The organism is Chryseobacterium sp. SSA4.19, assembly GCF_022601875.1.
Lineage (GTDB): Bacteria > Bacteroidota > Bacteroidia > Flavobacteriales > Weeksellaceae > Chryseobacterium.
Genome location: NZ_JAKVIP010000001.1, coordinates 145,959 through 163,550, shown reverse-complemented (window position 1 = coordinate 163,550; position 17,592 = coordinate 145,959). Strand labels below are relative to the sequence as shown.

The 17,592-nt window shown below is 37.2% G+C and carries 17 protein-coding genes; 7 read left to right on the top strand and 10 right to left on the bottom strand.

The annotated features are described in order from the left end of the window. Positions 1-9 precede the first annotated feature (9 nt). The 5 genes from MKJ01_RS00755 to MKJ01_RS00735 all read right to left on the bottom strand — a co-directional run bounded on the left by MKJ01_RS00755 (position 10) and on the right by MKJ01_RS00735 (position 6,270). Positions 10-483 carry a Fur family transcriptional regulator gene (locus tag MKJ01_RS00755; RefSeq protein ID WP_056217878.1) on the bottom strand — a complete coding sequence of 158 codons (474 nt, stop codon included), beginning with the start codon at positions 481-483 and terminating at the stop codon, positions 10-12. 67 nt (positions 484-550) lie between these two features. Then, the gene (locus MKJ01_RS00750) at positions 551-2,545 is read right to left on the bottom strand and encodes a KUP/HAK/KT family potassium transporter (RefSeq protein ID WP_241610956.1); all 1,995 of its coding nucleotides are present in this window, start codon (positions 2,543-2,545) and stop codon (positions 551-553) included. A 122-nt stretch (positions 2,546-2,667) separates the two neighbouring features. Continuing rightward, positions 2,668-3,648: a pyruvate dehydrogenase complex E1 component subunit beta gene (locus tag MKJ01_RS00745; protein WP_241610955.1), complete on the bottom strand. Its 981-nt coding sequence runs from the start codon at positions 3,646-3,648 to the stop codon at positions 2,668-2,670. A 109-nt stretch (positions 3,649-3,757) separates the two neighbouring features. Continuing rightward, positions 3,758-4,174 (bottom strand): DUF2147 domain-containing protein, encoded by a 417-nt coding sequence (locus tag MKJ01_RS00740; protein ID WP_241610954.1) that lies wholly within the window; start codon positions 4,172-4,174, stop codon positions 3,758-3,760. Between the two features lie 164 nt (positions 4,175-4,338). Beyond that, positions 4,339-6,270: an LTA synthase family protein gene (locus MKJ01_RS00735; protein ID WP_241610952.1), complete on the bottom strand. Its 1,932-nt coding sequence runs from the start codon at positions 6,268-6,270 to the stop codon at positions 4,339-4,341. A gap of 120 nt (positions 6,271-6,390) precedes the next feature. Between MKJ01_RS00735 and MKJ01_RS00730 the strand changes: the two genes are divergently transcribed. The 5 genes from MKJ01_RS00730 (at position 6,391) to MKJ01_RS00710 (ending at position 9,646) form a co-directional block, all read left to right on the top strand. Next, positions 6,391-7,107, top strand: a complete 717-nt coding sequence (locus MKJ01_RS00730; protein ID WP_241610951.1) for a phosphatidylcholine/phosphatidylserine synthase — start codon at positions 6,391-6,393, stop codon at positions 7,105-7,107. 72 nt (positions 7,108-7,179) lie between these two features. Next, entirely contained in the window at positions 7,180-7,944 is a 765-nt protein-coding gene (locus tag MKJ01_RS00725; protein WP_241610949.1) for a 3'-5' exonuclease, read from the top strand. 2 nt (positions 7,945-7,946) lie between these two features. Continuing rightward, positions 7,947-8,345, top strand: coding sequence for a DUF2007 domain-containing protein (locus MKJ01_RS00720; RefSeq protein WP_241610947.1), 399 nt, complete (start codon positions 7,947-7,949; stop codon positions 8,343-8,345). A 194-nt stretch (positions 8,346-8,539) separates the two neighbouring features. Then, complete coding sequence (locus MKJ01_RS00715) at positions 8,540-9,145, top strand: fumarylacetoacetate hydrolase family protein (RefSeq protein WP_241610945.1); 606 nt, start codon at positions 8,540-8,542, stop codon at positions 9,143-9,145. 57 nt (positions 9,146-9,202) lie between these two features. Continuing rightward, positions 9,203-9,646 (top strand): universal stress protein, encoded by a 444-nt coding sequence (locus MKJ01_RS00710; protein WP_241610943.1) that lies wholly within the window; start codon positions 9,203-9,205, stop codon positions 9,644-9,646. A gap of 76 nt (positions 9,647-9,722) precedes the next feature. Here the strand turns inward: MKJ01_RS00710 and MKJ01_RS00705 are convergent, their stop codons facing one another. Next, complete coding sequence (locus MKJ01_RS00705) at positions 9,723-9,956, bottom strand: hypothetical protein (protein WP_241610942.1); 234 nt, start codon at positions 9,954-9,956, stop codon at positions 9,723-9,725. 42 nt (positions 9,957-9,998) lie between these two features. Here MKJ01_RS00705 and MKJ01_RS00700 point away from each other — a divergent pair, with 42 nt between their 5' ends. Continuing rightward, positions 9,999-10,904: a DUF6427 family protein gene (locus tag MKJ01_RS00700; protein WP_241610941.1), complete on the top strand. Its 906-nt coding sequence runs from the start codon at positions 9,999-10,001 to the stop codon at positions 10,902-10,904. A 5-nt stretch (positions 10,905-10,909) separates the two neighbouring features. Continuing rightward, positions 10,910-11,494 carry a DUF3109 family protein gene (locus MKJ01_RS00695; protein ID WP_241610940.1) on the top strand — a complete coding sequence of 195 codons (585 nt, stop codon included), beginning with the start codon at positions 10,910-10,912 and terminating at the stop codon, positions 11,492-11,494. Between the two features lie 78 nt (positions 11,495-11,572). On the opposite strand, the gene MKJ01_RS00690 is transcribed toward MKJ01_RS00695, so the two are convergent. The 4 genes from MKJ01_RS00690 to MKJ01_RS00675 all read right to left on the bottom strand — a co-directional run bounded on the left by MKJ01_RS00690 (position 11,573) and on the right by MKJ01_RS00675 (position 17,591). Then, positions 11,573-14,428: a pitrilysin family protein gene (locus MKJ01_RS00690; RefSeq protein ID WP_241610939.1), complete on the bottom strand. Its 2,856-nt coding sequence runs from the start codon at positions 14,426-14,428 to the stop codon at positions 11,573-11,575. Between the two features lie 292 nt (positions 14,429-14,720). Beyond that, positions 14,721-15,416, bottom strand: a complete 696-nt coding sequence (locus MKJ01_RS00685; protein WP_241610938.1) for a hypothetical protein — start codon at positions 15,414-15,416, stop codon at positions 14,721-14,723. A 112-nt stretch (positions 15,417-15,528) separates the two neighbouring features. Continuing rightward, positions 15,529-16,863: a trigger factor gene (locus MKJ01_RS00680; protein WP_241610937.1), complete on the bottom strand. Its 1,335-nt coding sequence runs from the start codon at positions 16,861-16,863 to the stop codon at positions 15,529-15,531. A gap of 140 nt (positions 16,864-17,003) precedes the next feature. Next, positions 17,004-17,591, bottom strand: a complete 588-nt coding sequence (locus tag MKJ01_RS00675; RefSeq protein WP_241610936.1) for a hypothetical protein — start codon at positions 17,589-17,591, stop codon at positions 17,004-17,006. Between the last annotated feature and the right edge of the window lies 1 nt (position 17,592).

Genomic DNA, 17,592 nt, shown 5'->3' with positions numbered 1-17,592 from the left:
AAAAACCGGTTAGTCATTCTTAGTGCCATAGAAATACAGCGAATGGGAATCAATTTTAACACCGAATGCCTCTTCGATAGCTTCTTTAATCCCCTGAATTCTCGGATCACAAAATTCTATTATTTCTTCAATTTCCTTGTCTGAATCCTTTTTGTAAATCACCAGGTGGTCATGTTGTTTATCAAAATAAGATTTCTCGTAAGATGAGGAAGTTAGTGTCTTTTCACCGAACTGGTGCTTACGGATAAGTCCTGCATCAAGGAAAATCTCTATCGTATTATAAATAGTAGCTTTGGAAACATGGTATTTTTTCTGCAGCATAAGAAGGTACAGATCATCTACGTTAAAGTGATGATCCATACTATAAATCTCTTCCAGTATTGTATATCGTTCAGGCGTATTACGGAACCCTTTTTCCAATAAATAGTTCCTTAAAACGTCTTTTATCAGTGTAATATTTTTTTCTTTTTGTATTGTATCCATCAAAAAATTTATCTACAAATTTATTGATTTTTATTTAAATACCTATTGTACTTCACTGTTAAAGAATTTAACTGTTATGACGGATATACTCGCACTGCTGAATTTTAGATTTACCGACACAGTCTTCCGTCATAGGCGCAGATTCTACGACTACGTTATGGGAAGTAATCCCCCAGGCCTTGAAGTCATCACTACCCACATATTTAACAAAATTATAGATATTCATGATAATTTTCTCCTTTACGGTAAGAAGTATATCGTTAATATAGGTATTATCTATAATCACATATTTAAGATCAGGCGGAATATTATGGGCTCTTAGAGAAGGATGGCTGCTTCGTGAAGGAATAACTCCATCGGCCATTAAATCTCTTAATACCATGTCAAAATAATCATTAATCCTTCTGTCCATTTTAAATCCAAGCATGAAATTGATTTTATATATCGTTCCTGGAAGCACTTCATCCACTGAGTATGTAAAGGTATAAGGATCTTCCTGATTCGTAATGCTTAAGATGAAATAATGATCTGCTCTTTTCGGCTGTTTTTTAATAATGGAATAGATGATTTTCGATTCTATTTCATCGTTTCTTTTGGCCCTGCTCAGATAAGCCAGATTGGTAGCGTATTTAGGAATCGTTTCATCAAGCTTCATATCCTTGATAATCGGAATATAATTTTCCAGTTTAATGAATTTAATGAATTTTGTTTTAATAAGCCTTCCGTTGAACCATGCATACATACATACTCCGATGAATCCTGCCAAAATAACGGTAATCCAGCCTCCGTCAAAGAATTTAATAATATTTGCACTGAAGAATCCAAGCTCAATGGCCATGTAGACCAACGCAAAAACAAGGATTAATCCTTTATTAACTCTTCGTTTTAACAACCAGAATACGAGCAGAACAGTGGTCATCAGCATGGTTACAGTAATAGAAAGACCATATGCGGCTTCCATTTTACCGGATTCCCTGAAATGGAGAACCACTACAATGCAGAGCAACAAAAGGCCCCAGTTAATTCTTGGAATATACATCTGCCCTTTCACCCCGGAAGGGTAATCAATTTTTTGATTGGGCCACAGATTTAGCGACATGGCTTCAGAAAAAATGGTGAATGAGCCGGTAATCAATGCCTGACTGGCGATAATCGCCGCTGCTGTTGCCAGAATAACTCCCGGAATTACCATCCATTCTTCCATAATCCCAAAGAAAGGGTTAACTACTGAAAAACCGGGTTTATTATAATTGGTTAAAAGCCAGGCTCCCTGTCCAAGATAATTTAAAATCAACATGATCTTTACAAATACCCAGCTCACCCTGATATTTTTTGCGCCACAGTGTCCCAGGTCGGAATAAAGTGCTTCCGCTCCTGTTGTACACAAGAAAACCGCACCTAAAATCACAATAGCACTTGGTGAGTTAGCAATCAGTTTGTAACCATAGTATGGATTAAAAGATCTTAAAATTTCGAAGTTCTCACTCAGATGTGACAATCCTAATCCACCTAAAACCAAGAACCAGACAACCATCACAGGACCAAAGAACTTTCCGATAAAGCTGGTCCCGAACTGCTGGACCACAAAAATGACAATTAAAATACCAATGGTAATGGGTACTACCGGAGTATGAGGATTATATATTTCCAATCCTTCAATTGCTGACATCACCGTAAGTGAAGGTGTAATCACACCATCTGCAATAAGCGCCGCAGCTCCTACGATGGCAATCAGATACAACCATCCTTTTTTAAGATTCTTAACCAGAGAAAATAATGCTAGAATCCCACCTTCGCCTTTGTTATCTGCTCTAAGGGCAATAATAACATATTTAATGGTGGTTTGAAGCGTAAGTGTCCAGATAATACAGGAAAGCGCTCCTTCTATATATTCGTTGAAAGGCATCGTGCTTCCGCTTTCTCTGGCGTTAACGATTGCTTTCATTACATAAAGCGGTGAAGTACCTATATCTCCGAAAACAATCCCAAGAGAGACCAGAATTCCAATGAAAGAAAGCTTTTTAATGTCAATATGATGACCGCCTTCCATACCTTCTGCCATATCAGCTAATTTTATTTTTAAATGCGCAAATTTAAATCAAATTTACAATCCCATGAATTTTTATTCATGAATATAATAAATGAAAAAACTTCCTTTCGGAAGTTTTTCTCTATAATCGGTACCTACTTTACGTACATTGCTTTTTTAATTTCTTCTTTTACTTTTTCAAGTTTCGGGAACCATTCGGCGAATAAAGCAGAAGAATAAGGAGCAGGAGCATCAGGCGTTGTAATTCTCTTAATAGGAGCATCCAGATAATCAAATGCTTTCTGCTGTACCATATAAGTAATTTCAGAGGCTACTGAACCAAACGGCCATGCTTCTTCCAATACAACCAAACGGTTTGTTTTTTTAACCGAGGCAAGAACGGTATCATAATCTAAAGGACGAACTGTTCTAAGATCGATTACTTCTACAGAAATACCTTCTTTAGCCAAATCTTCAGCCGCCTGAATAGCCAGCTTCATAATTTTTCCGAAAGAAACCAAAGTAACATCAGTTCCCTCTCTTTTGATATCTGCTTTTCCGATCGGCAAGTAATATTCTTCTTCAGGAATCTCCATTTTGTCACCGTACATCTGTTCAGATTCCATGAAAATAACCGGATCATTATCCTGAATAGCGGTTTTCAGCAATCCTTTTGCATCGTAAGGATTTGAGGGAACCACAACTTTAAGGCCCGGGATATTGGCAAACCAGTTTTCAAAAGCCTGCGAGTGCGTTGCTCCCAACTGTCCTGCTGAAGCAGTAGGGCCACGGAAAACGATAGGACAATTCCACTGTCCGCCGCTCATCTGACGTATTTTAGCTGCGTTATTGATAATCTGATCAATACCCACCAGTGAGAAATTGAAAGTCATATACTCTACAATGGGTCTGTTTCCATTCATTGCAGCCCCTACAGCAATCCCTGTAAAACCAAGCTCGGCGATTGGCGTATCAATTATTCTTTTAGGACCAAATTCATCCAGCATCCCTTTGGAAGCTTTGTATGCACCATTGTATTCTGCCACTTCCTCCCCCATTAAAAAGATGGATTCGTCTTTACGCATTTCCTCGCTCATTGCCTGTGCAATTACCTCACGAAAAGTATATTCTGCCATATTTATTTGAAAAATTTAGACTACAAAAATAGTGTTTTTTATTATTTTATCACAAAAAAAGACAACTCATTACTGAATTGTCTTGTATTTAATACCGATCGTCTGTTTCTTAATCTACCTTGTGCCAGGTTTGCGTTTTCATAGCAATCCCCAGAACAATAGCTTTCACTTTCAAAGTATTTCCTTCTCTTACGATTTCATTTTTGTAGCTTTTACCGTCTTTAGGATTGGTAATGGTTCCTCCGCTGAATTCATTTCCGTCTTTAGATAAACCTCTGATAATCTCCAGACCAATTAAAGGTTTGTTCTTTCGGTCATCTTTACATTTTACACAATTGTTATTTTCAGGCTTAATCAAAAGCTGAACGATTTTACCGTAATACTTACCATCGTTTTTTTTGAAAATTTCCACAATAGATTTCGGCTTTCCGGTTTCGTCATCTATTGTTTTCCATTTTCCTTCAATCTGAGCGAATGACAAAACACCTGCAAAAGAAAGAACGAATGTTAATAATAATTTTCTCATATTCTTATAGTTTTAATTGTAATACACCAATACGTTTGTCTATATATTGCTAAAAATATAAAATAATTTCCAGATACAAAAGAATTTTATTATCCTGAACATATATTACAATAGATAGACTTTAAGTCAAATAGTTAAAGATGGATACATTAATTTTAACATAACTAATACAGCTTCCTGCCAACGACCCTTTTCATATAATCCTGATACCACGCTTTGGCAGTCAGTATTCCTTTTTTGACTTCAGGATTATTTTTCAGCTGATCCATCATGTTTTTTTCCATTCCTAAATCTTCTTTATCAAAAATGCCCACTACCTCTTTTCCGTCAAAACGGTAAATATAATTTCCGATGATAAACTGTTCTACAGTACCGTCTGAATTGGCAATAATGGGAGCATATTGCTTATCACTTACCAAACTCCTTCCCCAGCTTCTTATTTGTTTATTATACCCGATCAGGTCTGCCAATGTTGGGTAGATATCGATCTGTTGCGCAAATTCATGACTGACCCCTTTTAAGTGGTATTCAGGATTCGGGGAATACAATATCAGCGGAACGGCAAAATGGTTCATGGTCTTTTCATATTCCTGATAATACACCTCGTTGGTATGATCGCCCGTAAAAACAAAGATCGTATTGTGAAACCACGGCTGTTTTTCAGCAGTTTCAAAATACTTTTTAATTGCATAATCCGTATATTGAATGGGCTCGTGCATCTGGTTTTTCCCTTTTTTGAACTTTCCGTTGTATTGTTCAGGGATTTTAAACGGATGATGGGAGGATGCTGTAAAAACCGTTGCCATAAAAGGTGTGGTTTTCCCTACATTTTTTGCGAAATACTGTAAAAAAGGCTCGTCCCAGATCGCCCACATTCCGTCAAAATCTTTATCATTGTTATATTCTGTCTTGCCAAAATAATGCTTGAATCCGAGAATATTTCCAAAACCCAAAAATCCCATCGAACCGTTAGGAGCACCGTGGTAAAAAGAAGTATCATACCCCATTTCATTACAGACTGAAACAATAGACTGTATTTTCTGGTTGGCATATGGCGAGCTGGTAAATGCATCCGTCAAACTGGGTATTCCCGCCAATACGGAACTCATCCCGTGAATCGATTGCCTTCCATTGGCAAATGTATTCGGGAAAATCAGGCTTTCATTCGCTAAACTGTCAATAAAAGGAGTATAGGAAACGTAATCCTTGATATTTTTTTCCTTATTAAAAGCTCCGGAATACTCCCTGCTGAAAGATTCTACGATAAAAATCACGATATTGGGTTTATCGGCCACTTTCCTGTTATACATCTTATAAGGATGAATCTGATCATCAATGAATTTTTCATCCACGAAATGAACTTCCTTAAAATTATTGGTATTTAACGTCCTGAAGAATGAAAATGTACTGTTCAGCACCATATTTCCCTGAGAGGGAAGCTTAACAAAACGGTTGGCATCTACCAGATTAATGGGTCTTGTACTATGTCTAAAGTCGCCGCGAATCCCGCCGACTGCTAAAACAGCCGTCAGACAGAGGGTAAGTACCGACCAGATAAAATAGGGCAAAAGTTTTTTCGGTGTATTGGCCTGAACATTCACTTTTTTGTACAGGAATATCCAAAGTGCCATCAGAACCAGAAACCATATGAGAACAAAAGGATTCTGCACCAGTGAAGCAGTAAAGACTTTAAAAATATTATTTTCATGCTGTGCTACCTGAAATGCGGCAGATGTTAATCGGGTCTGAGAAAATCTGAAATAAACAAAATCCCCGAAATTCATGGCATACGCAATCCCATTGGTGATAAAATAAACCCAGAAAAGGACTTTTTGATAGGCTTTTTTGGTATTGATGATCACCGGGATGATGCTTAACAAAATAAACAGTGCATTAACATATAAAATCGCTGTCGTATCAAAGGCAATTCCATGGTAGGAAAGACTGAAATAATCTGACACAGAATCGATCTTTATTAATCCCCTATTGAAATACCAAAACAGAAACCTTGCAATCTGATAAAAAAAGTACGCTAAAAAAATCCGGTACAACAGTACCAGAACTTCCTGTGTTCTAAATTCTTTAAACAATTTCATGCGGCAAATTTACATCAAATTCAAATAAAATTAACGCAACCCTCTGAAAATGCCATAATAATTGATACATGATTACATAGGCATATTGCTACATTGATATATTGTCTTAATTTTGCAGGTATGAGTTTTATTAAAAATAATTTTGCCAACGCTATTACCTTAGGAAACCTTTTTTCAGGCTGTACAGGTGCGATCCATCTTATTTTAGGAAACTATGAGATCACGGCAATCTGCCTGATATGTTCACTGATTTTAGATTTTTTTGACGGTTTTGTAGCAAGAGCCTTAAAATCGAATTCCAATCTGGGTGTGCAGCTGGATTCTCTTGCCGATATGGTAAGTTTCGGATTGGTGCCGGGTTTAACGATGTTTAAAATTCTTGAACCATTCGGAAGCCATCTTGCAGGACTTTCACTGCCTTTCGAGATTAAATACTTCGGTTTATTAATCACTTTATTTTCCTGTCTCAGGCTGGCTATTTTCAACCTGGACGAAGAACAGAAATATTATTTTAAAGGATTGAATACTCCTTCAAATACGATTTTGATTTTCGGATTATATTATGCATTCAAAGAAAATCAAAGCTTTGATTTTTTACTAAACAGCGATATCTTATTGATTATTTTAACCATTGTTTCATCCTGGCTTTTGATCAGTCCCATTAAAATGATTGCCATGAAATTTAAATCGATGAAACTGCAGGACAATTATCCTAAACTTGCCTTATTAATAGGTTCTGTTATTATTCTGGTTATTTTTAAAACAGTCGGAATTCCGCTGGTTATCCTATATTATATCTTAATTTCGATTATCTTTCAGAAACAATTGAATAAATAAGGCTGCAGGATTAGAAAAGCCTTGAAACCAAACATTCATAATTATACATTCCCAATTTTTTCAACTTAAAAAATGAACTTAAAATTATATAAACCGCTCTGCATTTTTGATTTAGAAACCACAGGAACGAATATCGGGAAAGACCGGATCGTAGAAATCTGTATTTTAAAGGTAAATCCTGATGCTTCACGGGAAAGCAAGACCTGGAAGGTCAATCCTGAAATGCCGATCCCGAAAGAATGCAGTGAAATTCACGGAATTTATGATGAAGATGTAAAAGATGCACCTACTTTCAGAGAAATCGCACCCAAAATACTGGAGATGATTACCGGTACGGATCTCGCAGGATATAATTCGAACAGATTTGACGTCCCGTTATTAGCCGAAGAGCTGCTTAGGGCTGATTTCGATTTTGATTTGAACAAATTTAAACTGGTAGATGCACAAACAATCTTTTTTAAGAAAGAACCGAGAAACCTGGGGGCTGCCTATCAGTTTTACTGTGGAAAAACATTAGAAAACGCCCATTCTGCAGAGGCTGACGTTATGGCCACTTTTGAAGTGCTGGATGCCCAGGTCGGGAAATATGATGATGTTCCAAAGGAAATTACTGACCTAAGCGAATTTTCAACCCAGAATAAATTTGCAGATCTGGCAGGTATGATTCATTTCAATGAAAAAAATGAAGAAATTTTTGCTTTCGGAAAATACAAAGGCCAAAGCGTGAAAGCCATTTTCAAAAAAGATCTTGGCTATTACGGATGGCTTCAGAATGCCGACTTTCCTTTATACACCAAGAAAGTGTTCACCAAAATTCAATTATCCAGTAAATTTTAAAAATGAGTGAGCTTGTTAAATTCAAATTTTATGAGAACGCGCTTCAGGCCAACAGGGATAAACAGATCCTGGCTGAAAGCGGCATTAACAGCTTTATTGCGAATGAACAGCTGATTCAGTCGGACTGGCTGCTTTCGCAGGCTGTAGGTGGAATCCAGCTGCAGGTTTTTGAAGACGATCTTGAAAAAGCGCAACGGGTTTTACAGGATTATAAGGAAAACGAAGAATTCCCATTGGAAGTGGAACATACGATTGAAAATCCCGCTTTCGATTTTGTATGCCCGAAATGCGGTTCCAATCATATTTACAGAGACGACAGTGCCACAAGTTTCTTTGGAATCTCGATTTTGACGAGCCATAAATTCGTCTGCTATTACTGCGGTAATGAGTTTGAGCATTAAACATCCTTTATAAACGAAAATTTCCCTTTATTGTATAGGCGGCGAAAATTCGGATTATTTTGATGAGTGATCAGCATAGTCATTTCTTAGCCCCGATAGGAACGGTTACCCCGCAGCAGGCGTTGGAAAAATATACCCGCGCGAGGAGTAAAAGTGGATAGCGGGAAAAAGCTTCAAATAAAAAATAAATACATATGAAAATAATCTGCATAGGAAGAAACTACAGCGAACATGCAAAAGAACTGGGAAATGAAATTCCTGAGAAACCTGTTATCTTTATCAAGCCGGATACAGCCGTTCTGAAAGGGAATGATTTTTATATCCCGGAATTCTCTGATGACGTTCATTATGAACTGGAAGTGGTCGTGAAAATTTCAAAAGGCGGGAAATATATCCAGAAAGAAACTGCGCCTAAGCATTATGAAGAAATCGGTCTTGGAATTGATTTTACAGCCAGAGGCCTTCAAAGCGAACTGAAATCCAAAGGACTTCCCTGGGAGCTTGCTAAGGGATTTGACGGTTCAGCTGTGGTAGGAAGTTTCTATAAAAAAGAAAATTTCAATCTTGAATCTTTACATTTTAGCCTGTTGAAAAATAAGGAAAGGGTTCAGGACGGAAATACAAAAGACATGATCTTTACGATCGATGACATTATTGCTTTCGTCTCCCAATATTTTACATTGAGAGTGGGAGACCTGATTTTCACAGGAACTCCGAAAGGTGTCGGAAAAGTAGCAGAAGATGATATCCTTGAAGCCTACCTTGAAGATCAAAAGGTTCTTGATATCCGGATATTGTAGTATTTAATCTCTTTTTCATTATAATTTTCTTATCTTTAGTAAACAAAATTAGAGGTCATGATAAATATTGTATTACCCGTGGATTTTGGGGACAGAACAGAAGAACTCGTAGATCGGGCGGTAAAATTTGCAAAACAGATCCAGGGAAGGATTTTTCTTATCCATGTTGCTCCTTCGGATATCGGTTTTGCCATTGGGGATATGGGCTTCCAATATTTCCCGGAAGTTGAAGAAAATGAAATCAGGGAAGAACTCGTACAGCTGAACAATATACAGCAACGTATCCTGGCTCAGGATGTAGAATGCGAGCATATTCTGAAACAGGGAATTGCAAAAGATATTATCCTTGAACACTCCAAGGCTAAGAATGCAGACTTTATTGTTATGGGCTCCCACGGAAGAAGCGGGATCTATGATGTATTCGTAGGAAGCCTGACCAAAGGAATTACCAAAGATGCTGATATCCCTGTGTTGGTACTTCCGATCCATGATCATAAATAAATTACGTTCAGCACAAATTATAAAAAAGCCGATCAAATAATTTATTTGATCGGCTTTTTACTATATAACCAATTAATTAACCTTCTCTTTTGTAGATATTCGGATCATAGTAAGGATTCTTACCTTCTGTTGGAGAATAGTAGTCTTTATCTTTATCTCCACCCAGGGTAACTACTAAAACGTAGCACCAATACGTAAATAATACGCAGCAAACGATAAACAGAATCCAGTTTAAAACATTACCGAAAGTATCAAAGAAACCGAAAGACCATTTGAAAACTTTGCTTAAGAATAGAAAGAAAGACGTCATTATTTTCCTTTTTTAAATTAACTTTGTACAAATTTATAAAAAATGTTTAGATTACTTTCAAAAGAAAGCAATATTTTTTCAATCCCTGTTTATATTGGCTTTCTTCTGTTAATAGTAATATCTTTTAACTTTCTGAATTTCAATACCTATGAAGCCATTGTTGCAGGAATCACTTTTGTCGGGATTGCTTTGGGATATTTTTGTTTTCACAGTATCGCATTGAATTATCAGAGCCACCTTCCTTTATTTTTATATACATTTTTTATTTTTGGACTATACCCCGGCAAGATGGATGTCGGACTTGCCGTTTCGCTGCTTACGAATTCCTTTCTTTTGCTGCTTCTAACCAGCACCAATGAAGATATAAGAAAGAAATCATATGTTTTGGTAGGGTCTATCGTAGCACTTAATTTTATTTTTCTTCCGACTACATGGCCGATGGCTGTTTTCGTTATGATCCACGTCGTAGCAACCTCTGAAAGAATCGGCCTGAATATCTTCAGGTTCTTACTGGGAATTGTTTTAATTGCATTCAGTTATTTCTCCGTTATGTTTTTCATCAATTACACCTCCTGGAATACAGATTATTTTCCTTTTGGAAAAATGAAAATGGTAACCGATTATGAAGAGTTAATCCCTTTGGTGCTGATTGCATGTATGCTGATCTATGCGGTATACGACCATTTTAAGAATTACAATAAAAAAAGCCCGGTAAGCAGATATAAATATACCTTCTTACTGGTTTTCTCCATAGCGCAGCTTATTACGATTATTCTTTACATGAATAAAAGCTATGAATATTTGCTGCTTCTCGCTTTTCCTTCTACCATTATCATCAGCAGAATGCTGCGGTTCTTACCTAAATACTGGATGCAGGAAGTGAGCTTATGGGTAATTATTTTCAGTTTAATCGGTTTTAAAGCCGGAACTTATTTTGATTTATTTTAAAGATTATGATTCAGATAGACGATAAATTGATCTCCGAAGATATTTTTTCTGAAGAGTTTGTGTGCAACCTTACCAAATGTAAAGGAGCCTGTTGTGTGAAAGGAGATGTAGGAGCTCCGTTGGATAAAGAAGAACTGATCATTTTAGATAATATTTATGATAAAATTAAGCCTTATCTAACTGAAGCAGGAATTAAAGCATTAGATGAACAAGGGACATGGACAACAGATCCGATGGACGGAATGTATGTAACGCCTATGATTGAAGGCGCAGAATGTGCGTATGTTACTTTTGATGAAAGAGGAATTACCAAGTGCGGAATTGAAAAAGCCTATGAAGACGGTGCTGTAGACTGGCAAAAACCGATTTCCTGCCACCTGTATCCGATCCGGGTGACGGAATATTCTACTTTTACTGCATTAAACTATCATGAATGGAGTGTGTGTAATGATGCCTGTACACTAGGAAAAGAATTACAGGTTCCGGTTTATAAATTCCTGAAAACACCGCTGATCAGAAAATACGGTGAAGATTTTTATAATGTCATGTGCGAAGCAGCTGAAGAATGGAAGGAAGAGTATGGCTCTTAGTTGATTTGAGCTTTTGAATAACATTAAAAAAGAAACCGCAGAAAAAATTTCTGCGGTTTCTTTTTTCATTGAAAGTGGTTAATTTGCCGTTCCTACTGTAACAGCAGTTGGCTTTGCCTCTTCTTTTTTTGCTTTTTCCCAACCGTCTTCCGGCATCAGGGTAGCAACAATTCTTCCTTTCGTAAGGTATTTTTTACCTACATCCTGAAGATCTTTTACAGTTAAAGCTTTTACTTTTTGCTCATAATTAAGGATTTCATATTTGTCGCTGCCGTCCATCTGGTTTTTAGTCAGGGCATTCATCCAGAACATATTGTCTTTCAGGCTTGTTTTAAGATCATTGTATTCTCCTTCCTTATATTTATCAAGATCTTTCTGCTCCGGACCTTTATCAATCAGTTTCTGCAGCTCAGCCATTGCGCTTTTTGTCAGTTTTTCAGCATTTTCAGGTCCGCATGGGAAACTGATGCTGAAGCTGTAATTGTTATAAGGAACCCGTGACATTCCGCCTCTTGCGCCGCCACCGTAAATTCCGCTTTCATCTTCTCTCAGCTTCTCAATAACTTTAATCGTCGCCACTTCACCTAATGCTTCTAAAGCCAATGCTTCTTTTTCATTGTATGGAGCTTCTCCCAGATAGGAAATGGTCACCATACTTTTAGGATCTTTTCCTTTTTTATACGTTTTGGTGAAATCTCCTGTCATCTGCCGGTATCCTGTATCTTTAAAACTGGCTATTTTTCCAGTCGACGGCAGGCTTGCAATATACTGTAATACTTCACTCTTGAATGCAGCTTCCTCGATATTCCCTACAAAATAGAAATGGAAGTTTCCTGCATTTGCAAATCTTTCTTTATAGACATCATATGCCTTCTTATAATCCGTTCTGGCCCAGTCTTTTTCCATTGGAATCAGTCCAATAAACCTCGGGTTTTTCTGATTCATAAATTTCGCATGTTCGCTGGAAAAGTAAAATTGCGGATTAGACAATAAGTTGTCCAACATTGCAGACTGCTTGGTTTTATAGGCATTGAATGCATCAGGATTGTAATTTAATCCGGTAAAGTAAGCATACATGAGTTCCATTGCCGTACCCAGATCTTTCTGACTGGTTCTTCCTGAAATCCCTTCATATAATGAACCTATGGAAGGATTTACATTTACCTGTTTTCCTGCCAGATAATTGGTAAGATCTGTTTTTGAGAAGCCATTGACTCCTGCTTCAGTCAGCGCCTGGAAAGCAAACTGGGTGGTTGCAATATCCGCATCCGATACTAAAGAGCTTCCTCCCATACTCCTTGCAGAAAATACAACCTCATCATCCTTGAAATCTGTTTTTTTGAATGTTACTTTTGCTCCGTTGCTCAGGGTCCAGGTGGTTGTTCCTAATTTTGCGTCAGTTTCAGTTTTAGCAATTTTGCCTTCAGACTTAAATGGCTTAACTAGATTTTTAATAGCTGCTTTTTCCTGGTAAGGCTTAAGGTCTGCCATTTTTACATCTTCAAAAGTGTTTAAAACCATTGCTTCTGTAGGCATGGTCACATTATCTTTTTTAGGTCCGGTAATAACCACTACCCGGCTGTCATCTTTTACAAAGCTTCTAATAACATCGTTGGTCTGAGCCAGTGTTACGGTAGGTAAAAATTTCTTCGTATCCTCATATTCCCAGGCAATTCCAGGCATAGGCTCCTGCTCCAGGAAATTTCTGACGTATTCATCCACCAGCATATCACTTTCCGTTTTATCACGGTTGTTGTAAGATCTTTCAAGATTTGAAAGCACCTGAGCTTTTGCACGGTCTAATTCAGTTTGGGTAAATCCGAATCGTTTTGCTCTTTCCGTTTCTTCCAGCAGCACTTTTAATGCATTAAGCTGATTACCGTCTTTAACCATGGCAAATCCCTGAAACCCTTCTTTGCTTCTGGCATATGTCCCACCGTGATATACAGAGCCGTATGTAAAAGGAGGATTGGTAGAATTCACCAGTTCGCTTAACCTGTTATTTAACATCGTAGAGGTAAGACTTTCAATAATACTTTGATTGTACTGCTCTACTGTAACATCCGGCTGGTAAGCTTCGGAATCTTTCATAATAAACTGAACCATCGACCTTGTAGCATCAGGATCCGTTTCTACCGCTACTAAAGTTTCTTTATGGTTTGGCAGATCGAATACCTTTCTTTCCTTCGGCTTTGACGGATTCTTATATTTGCTGAAATTGTCTTTGATTTTCTTTTCCACTTCATCTACATTGATATCTCCTACGACTACAATCGCCATTAGATCCGGTCTGTACCAGTCTCTATGAAACTGCCGTATCACTTCCGGCTTGAAGCTCTCCAGTACCTCTTTCTTGCCAATCGGAAGCCTGTTTGCATATTGGGAATTGTATAATAACTTCGGAAGGTATTTATCTGACATCCTTTTGTCAGCACCCAATCCAAGTCTCAATTCTTCCAGCACAACTCCTCTTTCCTTATTGATCTGTTCGTCTGAAAGTGTTGCATTGAATGCCCAGTCCTCCATTACTTTTAGCCCGGCATCCATATTTCCCGGCTTATCCAAAGGAACCGGAAGCATATACACCGTCTCATCAAAACTTGTATACGCATTAAGGTGCTGTCCGAATTTTACTCCGATCGACTGCAGGAAGTCTACCAGTTTATTATCCGGAAAATTTTTAGTTCCATTAAAATTCATATGCTCCATAAAGTGGGCCAGACCTCTTTGATTTTCATCTTCAAGAATAGATCCTGCGTTAATGGCAAGCCTGAAATCGACCTTCTTTTCAGGTAATGTATTTTTCTTAATATAGTATTTCATTCCGTTGGCAAGAGTCCCTGTTTTTACAGAAGGATCTGTAGGAATGTTTTGCGCGAAACCATTTGCAGATACTAAGACCAGTACCGCAAATGAAGATAGCATTTTTCTCATATGGTTTTGATTATTAATTTTTAAATAAAATTTAAATTATTTATTATAAAGGACATACAATAAATGGAATTTTAAGTCCTTTTTATATAAGGCTCATATTGAATTTTTTGAATCAGGAAAATTCAGGTTTTCAGAAGGTTTGTTCTCATTATTTGTTTTTTATGGTATGTTTTTGACAAAAGTATACATTATCACAAAATGATAGTGATTTTTTTAGTTAAACTTGCGTTAAAATATGATATTAACAAAAAAGCCGAGCAAAGCCCGGCTAATTATATTATGACATCATTATTTATTTAAAATCTGCATCCGTAACACCATCATTCAAGATTACTTTTGTTGTTTTAATCGTAATCTTCTGTCCGTTGCCTTCAGCTTCGATTTCCTGTGGAAATTTTATTCCGTCTACTGTCATATAACTTTTTACCACTGCACTTCCTTCAGTTGCAGAAGATTTATATAACAATCCCGTAGCCGTGTCAAAATAAAATTTTCCTTTATTGGAATTCAGTACATTATATTCTTTTCCGTCCAGTTTTTCAACGGTCACACTGGTGTAATCAGCAGGTTCATATGCTAATGCGTCGATCACCTTACTTTTCTTTAATTCAGCAATTTTATCAGCAGGGATTTCCTTCTTATTTCCCATCTGATCAAAATATCCTTTTTCACCATCAAAAAGCTGGATCATTTTCTGCCCCATTACAGATTGTTCAGATCTGAATTTATTGCCCATTTTTTTTGTTATCATGGTAACTTCTGAAGGCAGCCCGGGTATAGTCAGGGTATTTTCAATAACAGTAGTCTTAATGGCCTGGAGCTTATCTTTACCACCAAGAGCCTTCATATAATTATCAATCACTTCTTTCGGAGAAAGTTTGGATTTTACAGTTTCCGTTTTAGCAGAAGCTGAAGTAGCCGTCTGTTGTGCTGTAGCGGAGGCTGAAAAAAGTACAGCGCAGAAAAACGGGATGATGATCTTTTTCATATATTAAGTTTAGATCGTAAATATAGGAATATTGACTGATAAATATTTATGATTTTTCAATAAAAAACCACCGGATAACCGGTGGCTTTCAAATATTTATAGAAAAATAAGATTATTTCTTAAGTTCTTCCAAGAACTCATCGTGAGAAATAGCCGTTTCTTTCTTCGTTGCTTTCTCCAGGATAACGTCTTTTAATTTCGTCATCGCCACTTCAGAAGAGATCTGTCTTACCTGCTCCTGGTCTTTCAGCATTTCAACCGCATATTTCTGGATTTCCTCATCACCTAAATGGTGGATTCCATAAATTGCTAACTGGTTTCTTACCAACTGTTCTGCCTGACCTAAAACATCTGCATAGTCTAACTGGATGTTGTTGTCCGTCATTAGTTTTCCTTCGATGATCTGGTGCTTCAGCTGGTTTTTCTCAGATTCAAGGATTTCTTTAGCCTGCTCTTCAGACTGGATATTCTGGTTAGAGAATAATAACCATTTTACAAGAAATTCTTCAGGAAGCTGTACTTCTTCTTTTTCAGAAACCTGCTCCAATACTTTGTTCACAAAGTGAACGTCAGCATTTTGCTGGAAGTATTCATCCAATTCCGATTTTACTTTTTCCTTAAGCTCTTCTTCAGACTTGATATTTCCTTCTCCGTATACTTTATCAAAAAGATCCTGGTTAAGTTCTGAAAGATTTAAAGAATAGAAATCTTTTACTTTAACTTCTACTTCGTTATGATGTAAATGCTCAGCTTCTTCTTTAAAGAACCCTAATTGTTTAGCTAATTCTTCATCACCGGCAAGCGTTTCTTTAGACACTTTTACAGATCCATCCATTTTCAGACCCTTTACCAATTCGAAAGCCTCTTTGTTTTCGGCAGTAACGGTAACATTTTTAGGCTGGTGGTGGTGCTCTCCTTCAGCATCTTCTTCAACAACCTGAGAAACTTCCAGAACGATATAAGAATCGTCAGTAATTTCATCCTGAGGAACCTGCTCTGCAAAACGCTTCTGCATGTTCTCGATACTTTTGTTGATTTCTTTTTCAGAAGCTTCCACTTTGTAATGTGGCGCTTCATATTTAGCTAAATCTATAGTGAATTCAGGCTCATACCCTACTTCGAAAGCAACTTCCAACTGATCAGCATTGTAATCGAACTCGTTTACTGGCTGGGGAACAGGCTGACCAACTAACCTTAGCTTGTTGTCATTAACATATCCATTCAAAGCATCAGAAACCTGCTTGTTGATTTCTTCGAATGCAATACCTGCCTCATATTGTTTTCTAACCATACTCAAAGGCACTTTTCCCTTTCTGAAACCAGGAACCTGTGCGTTTTTAGCATAATTAATCAATTGCTTTTCTACTTTATCTTTGTAGTCAGATTTTTCCAATGTTACTGTAAGCAATGCACTTACATCATCATGGTTTTTTGCGGTAACCTTCATTATTGATTAAAATTTTAGGTTGCAAAAATATGAATTTTTTATGAAAATCTCTCATTTAAAGTCAACTTAAAAGCTAAATAGTGTTAAAATAAAAAACCACTGAATGATCAGTGGTTTTACTAACAAGATTAAAGGTTATATTAATTGATAATATTATAATTTGCCTGGGCATCAGTTTCACCTCCGGTGTGGGCTCCGTACACCACTCCATTTCCGCTTACTGAAGAAGCTTCATAAACTGTTACCGGTTCGTGATAAAGCGTAAGAACAAGCTGCGCAGGGGCAGAAGTATTTTTTATCGCTGTATTGACTACCCATTGTGTTTTTAATCCCACATGCTTTCCGTCTGCTCGTGTGGAAGATGCATCATCCGTACGGGTAAGGGTAATATCTGAGTTCGGGAAATTATAGACTAAAAAGTGTTCGTCTTTGGCATCCCTGATTTCCTGCGTCGCATCTTCGTCCCCGTTTTTGAAGATCACCTCAACGTTATACGTATGACCATTAGTCAGTTTCACATTAGGATTCGTAGTGCTGTTCACCTGATAATCATACACCATGGAGGTTCCGGTGGATGCGTCCGTTACTTTAAGAAGGACATCAGACAGTTCTTCCTGAGGAAGATCATCCGCTTCATCGTCGCTTCTGTTACAAGATGTTAAGCTGAAAGAAGATGATAAGAATAATAGTCCTGCGATAAGTGTTGTATTTTTAAAAATATTTTTCATT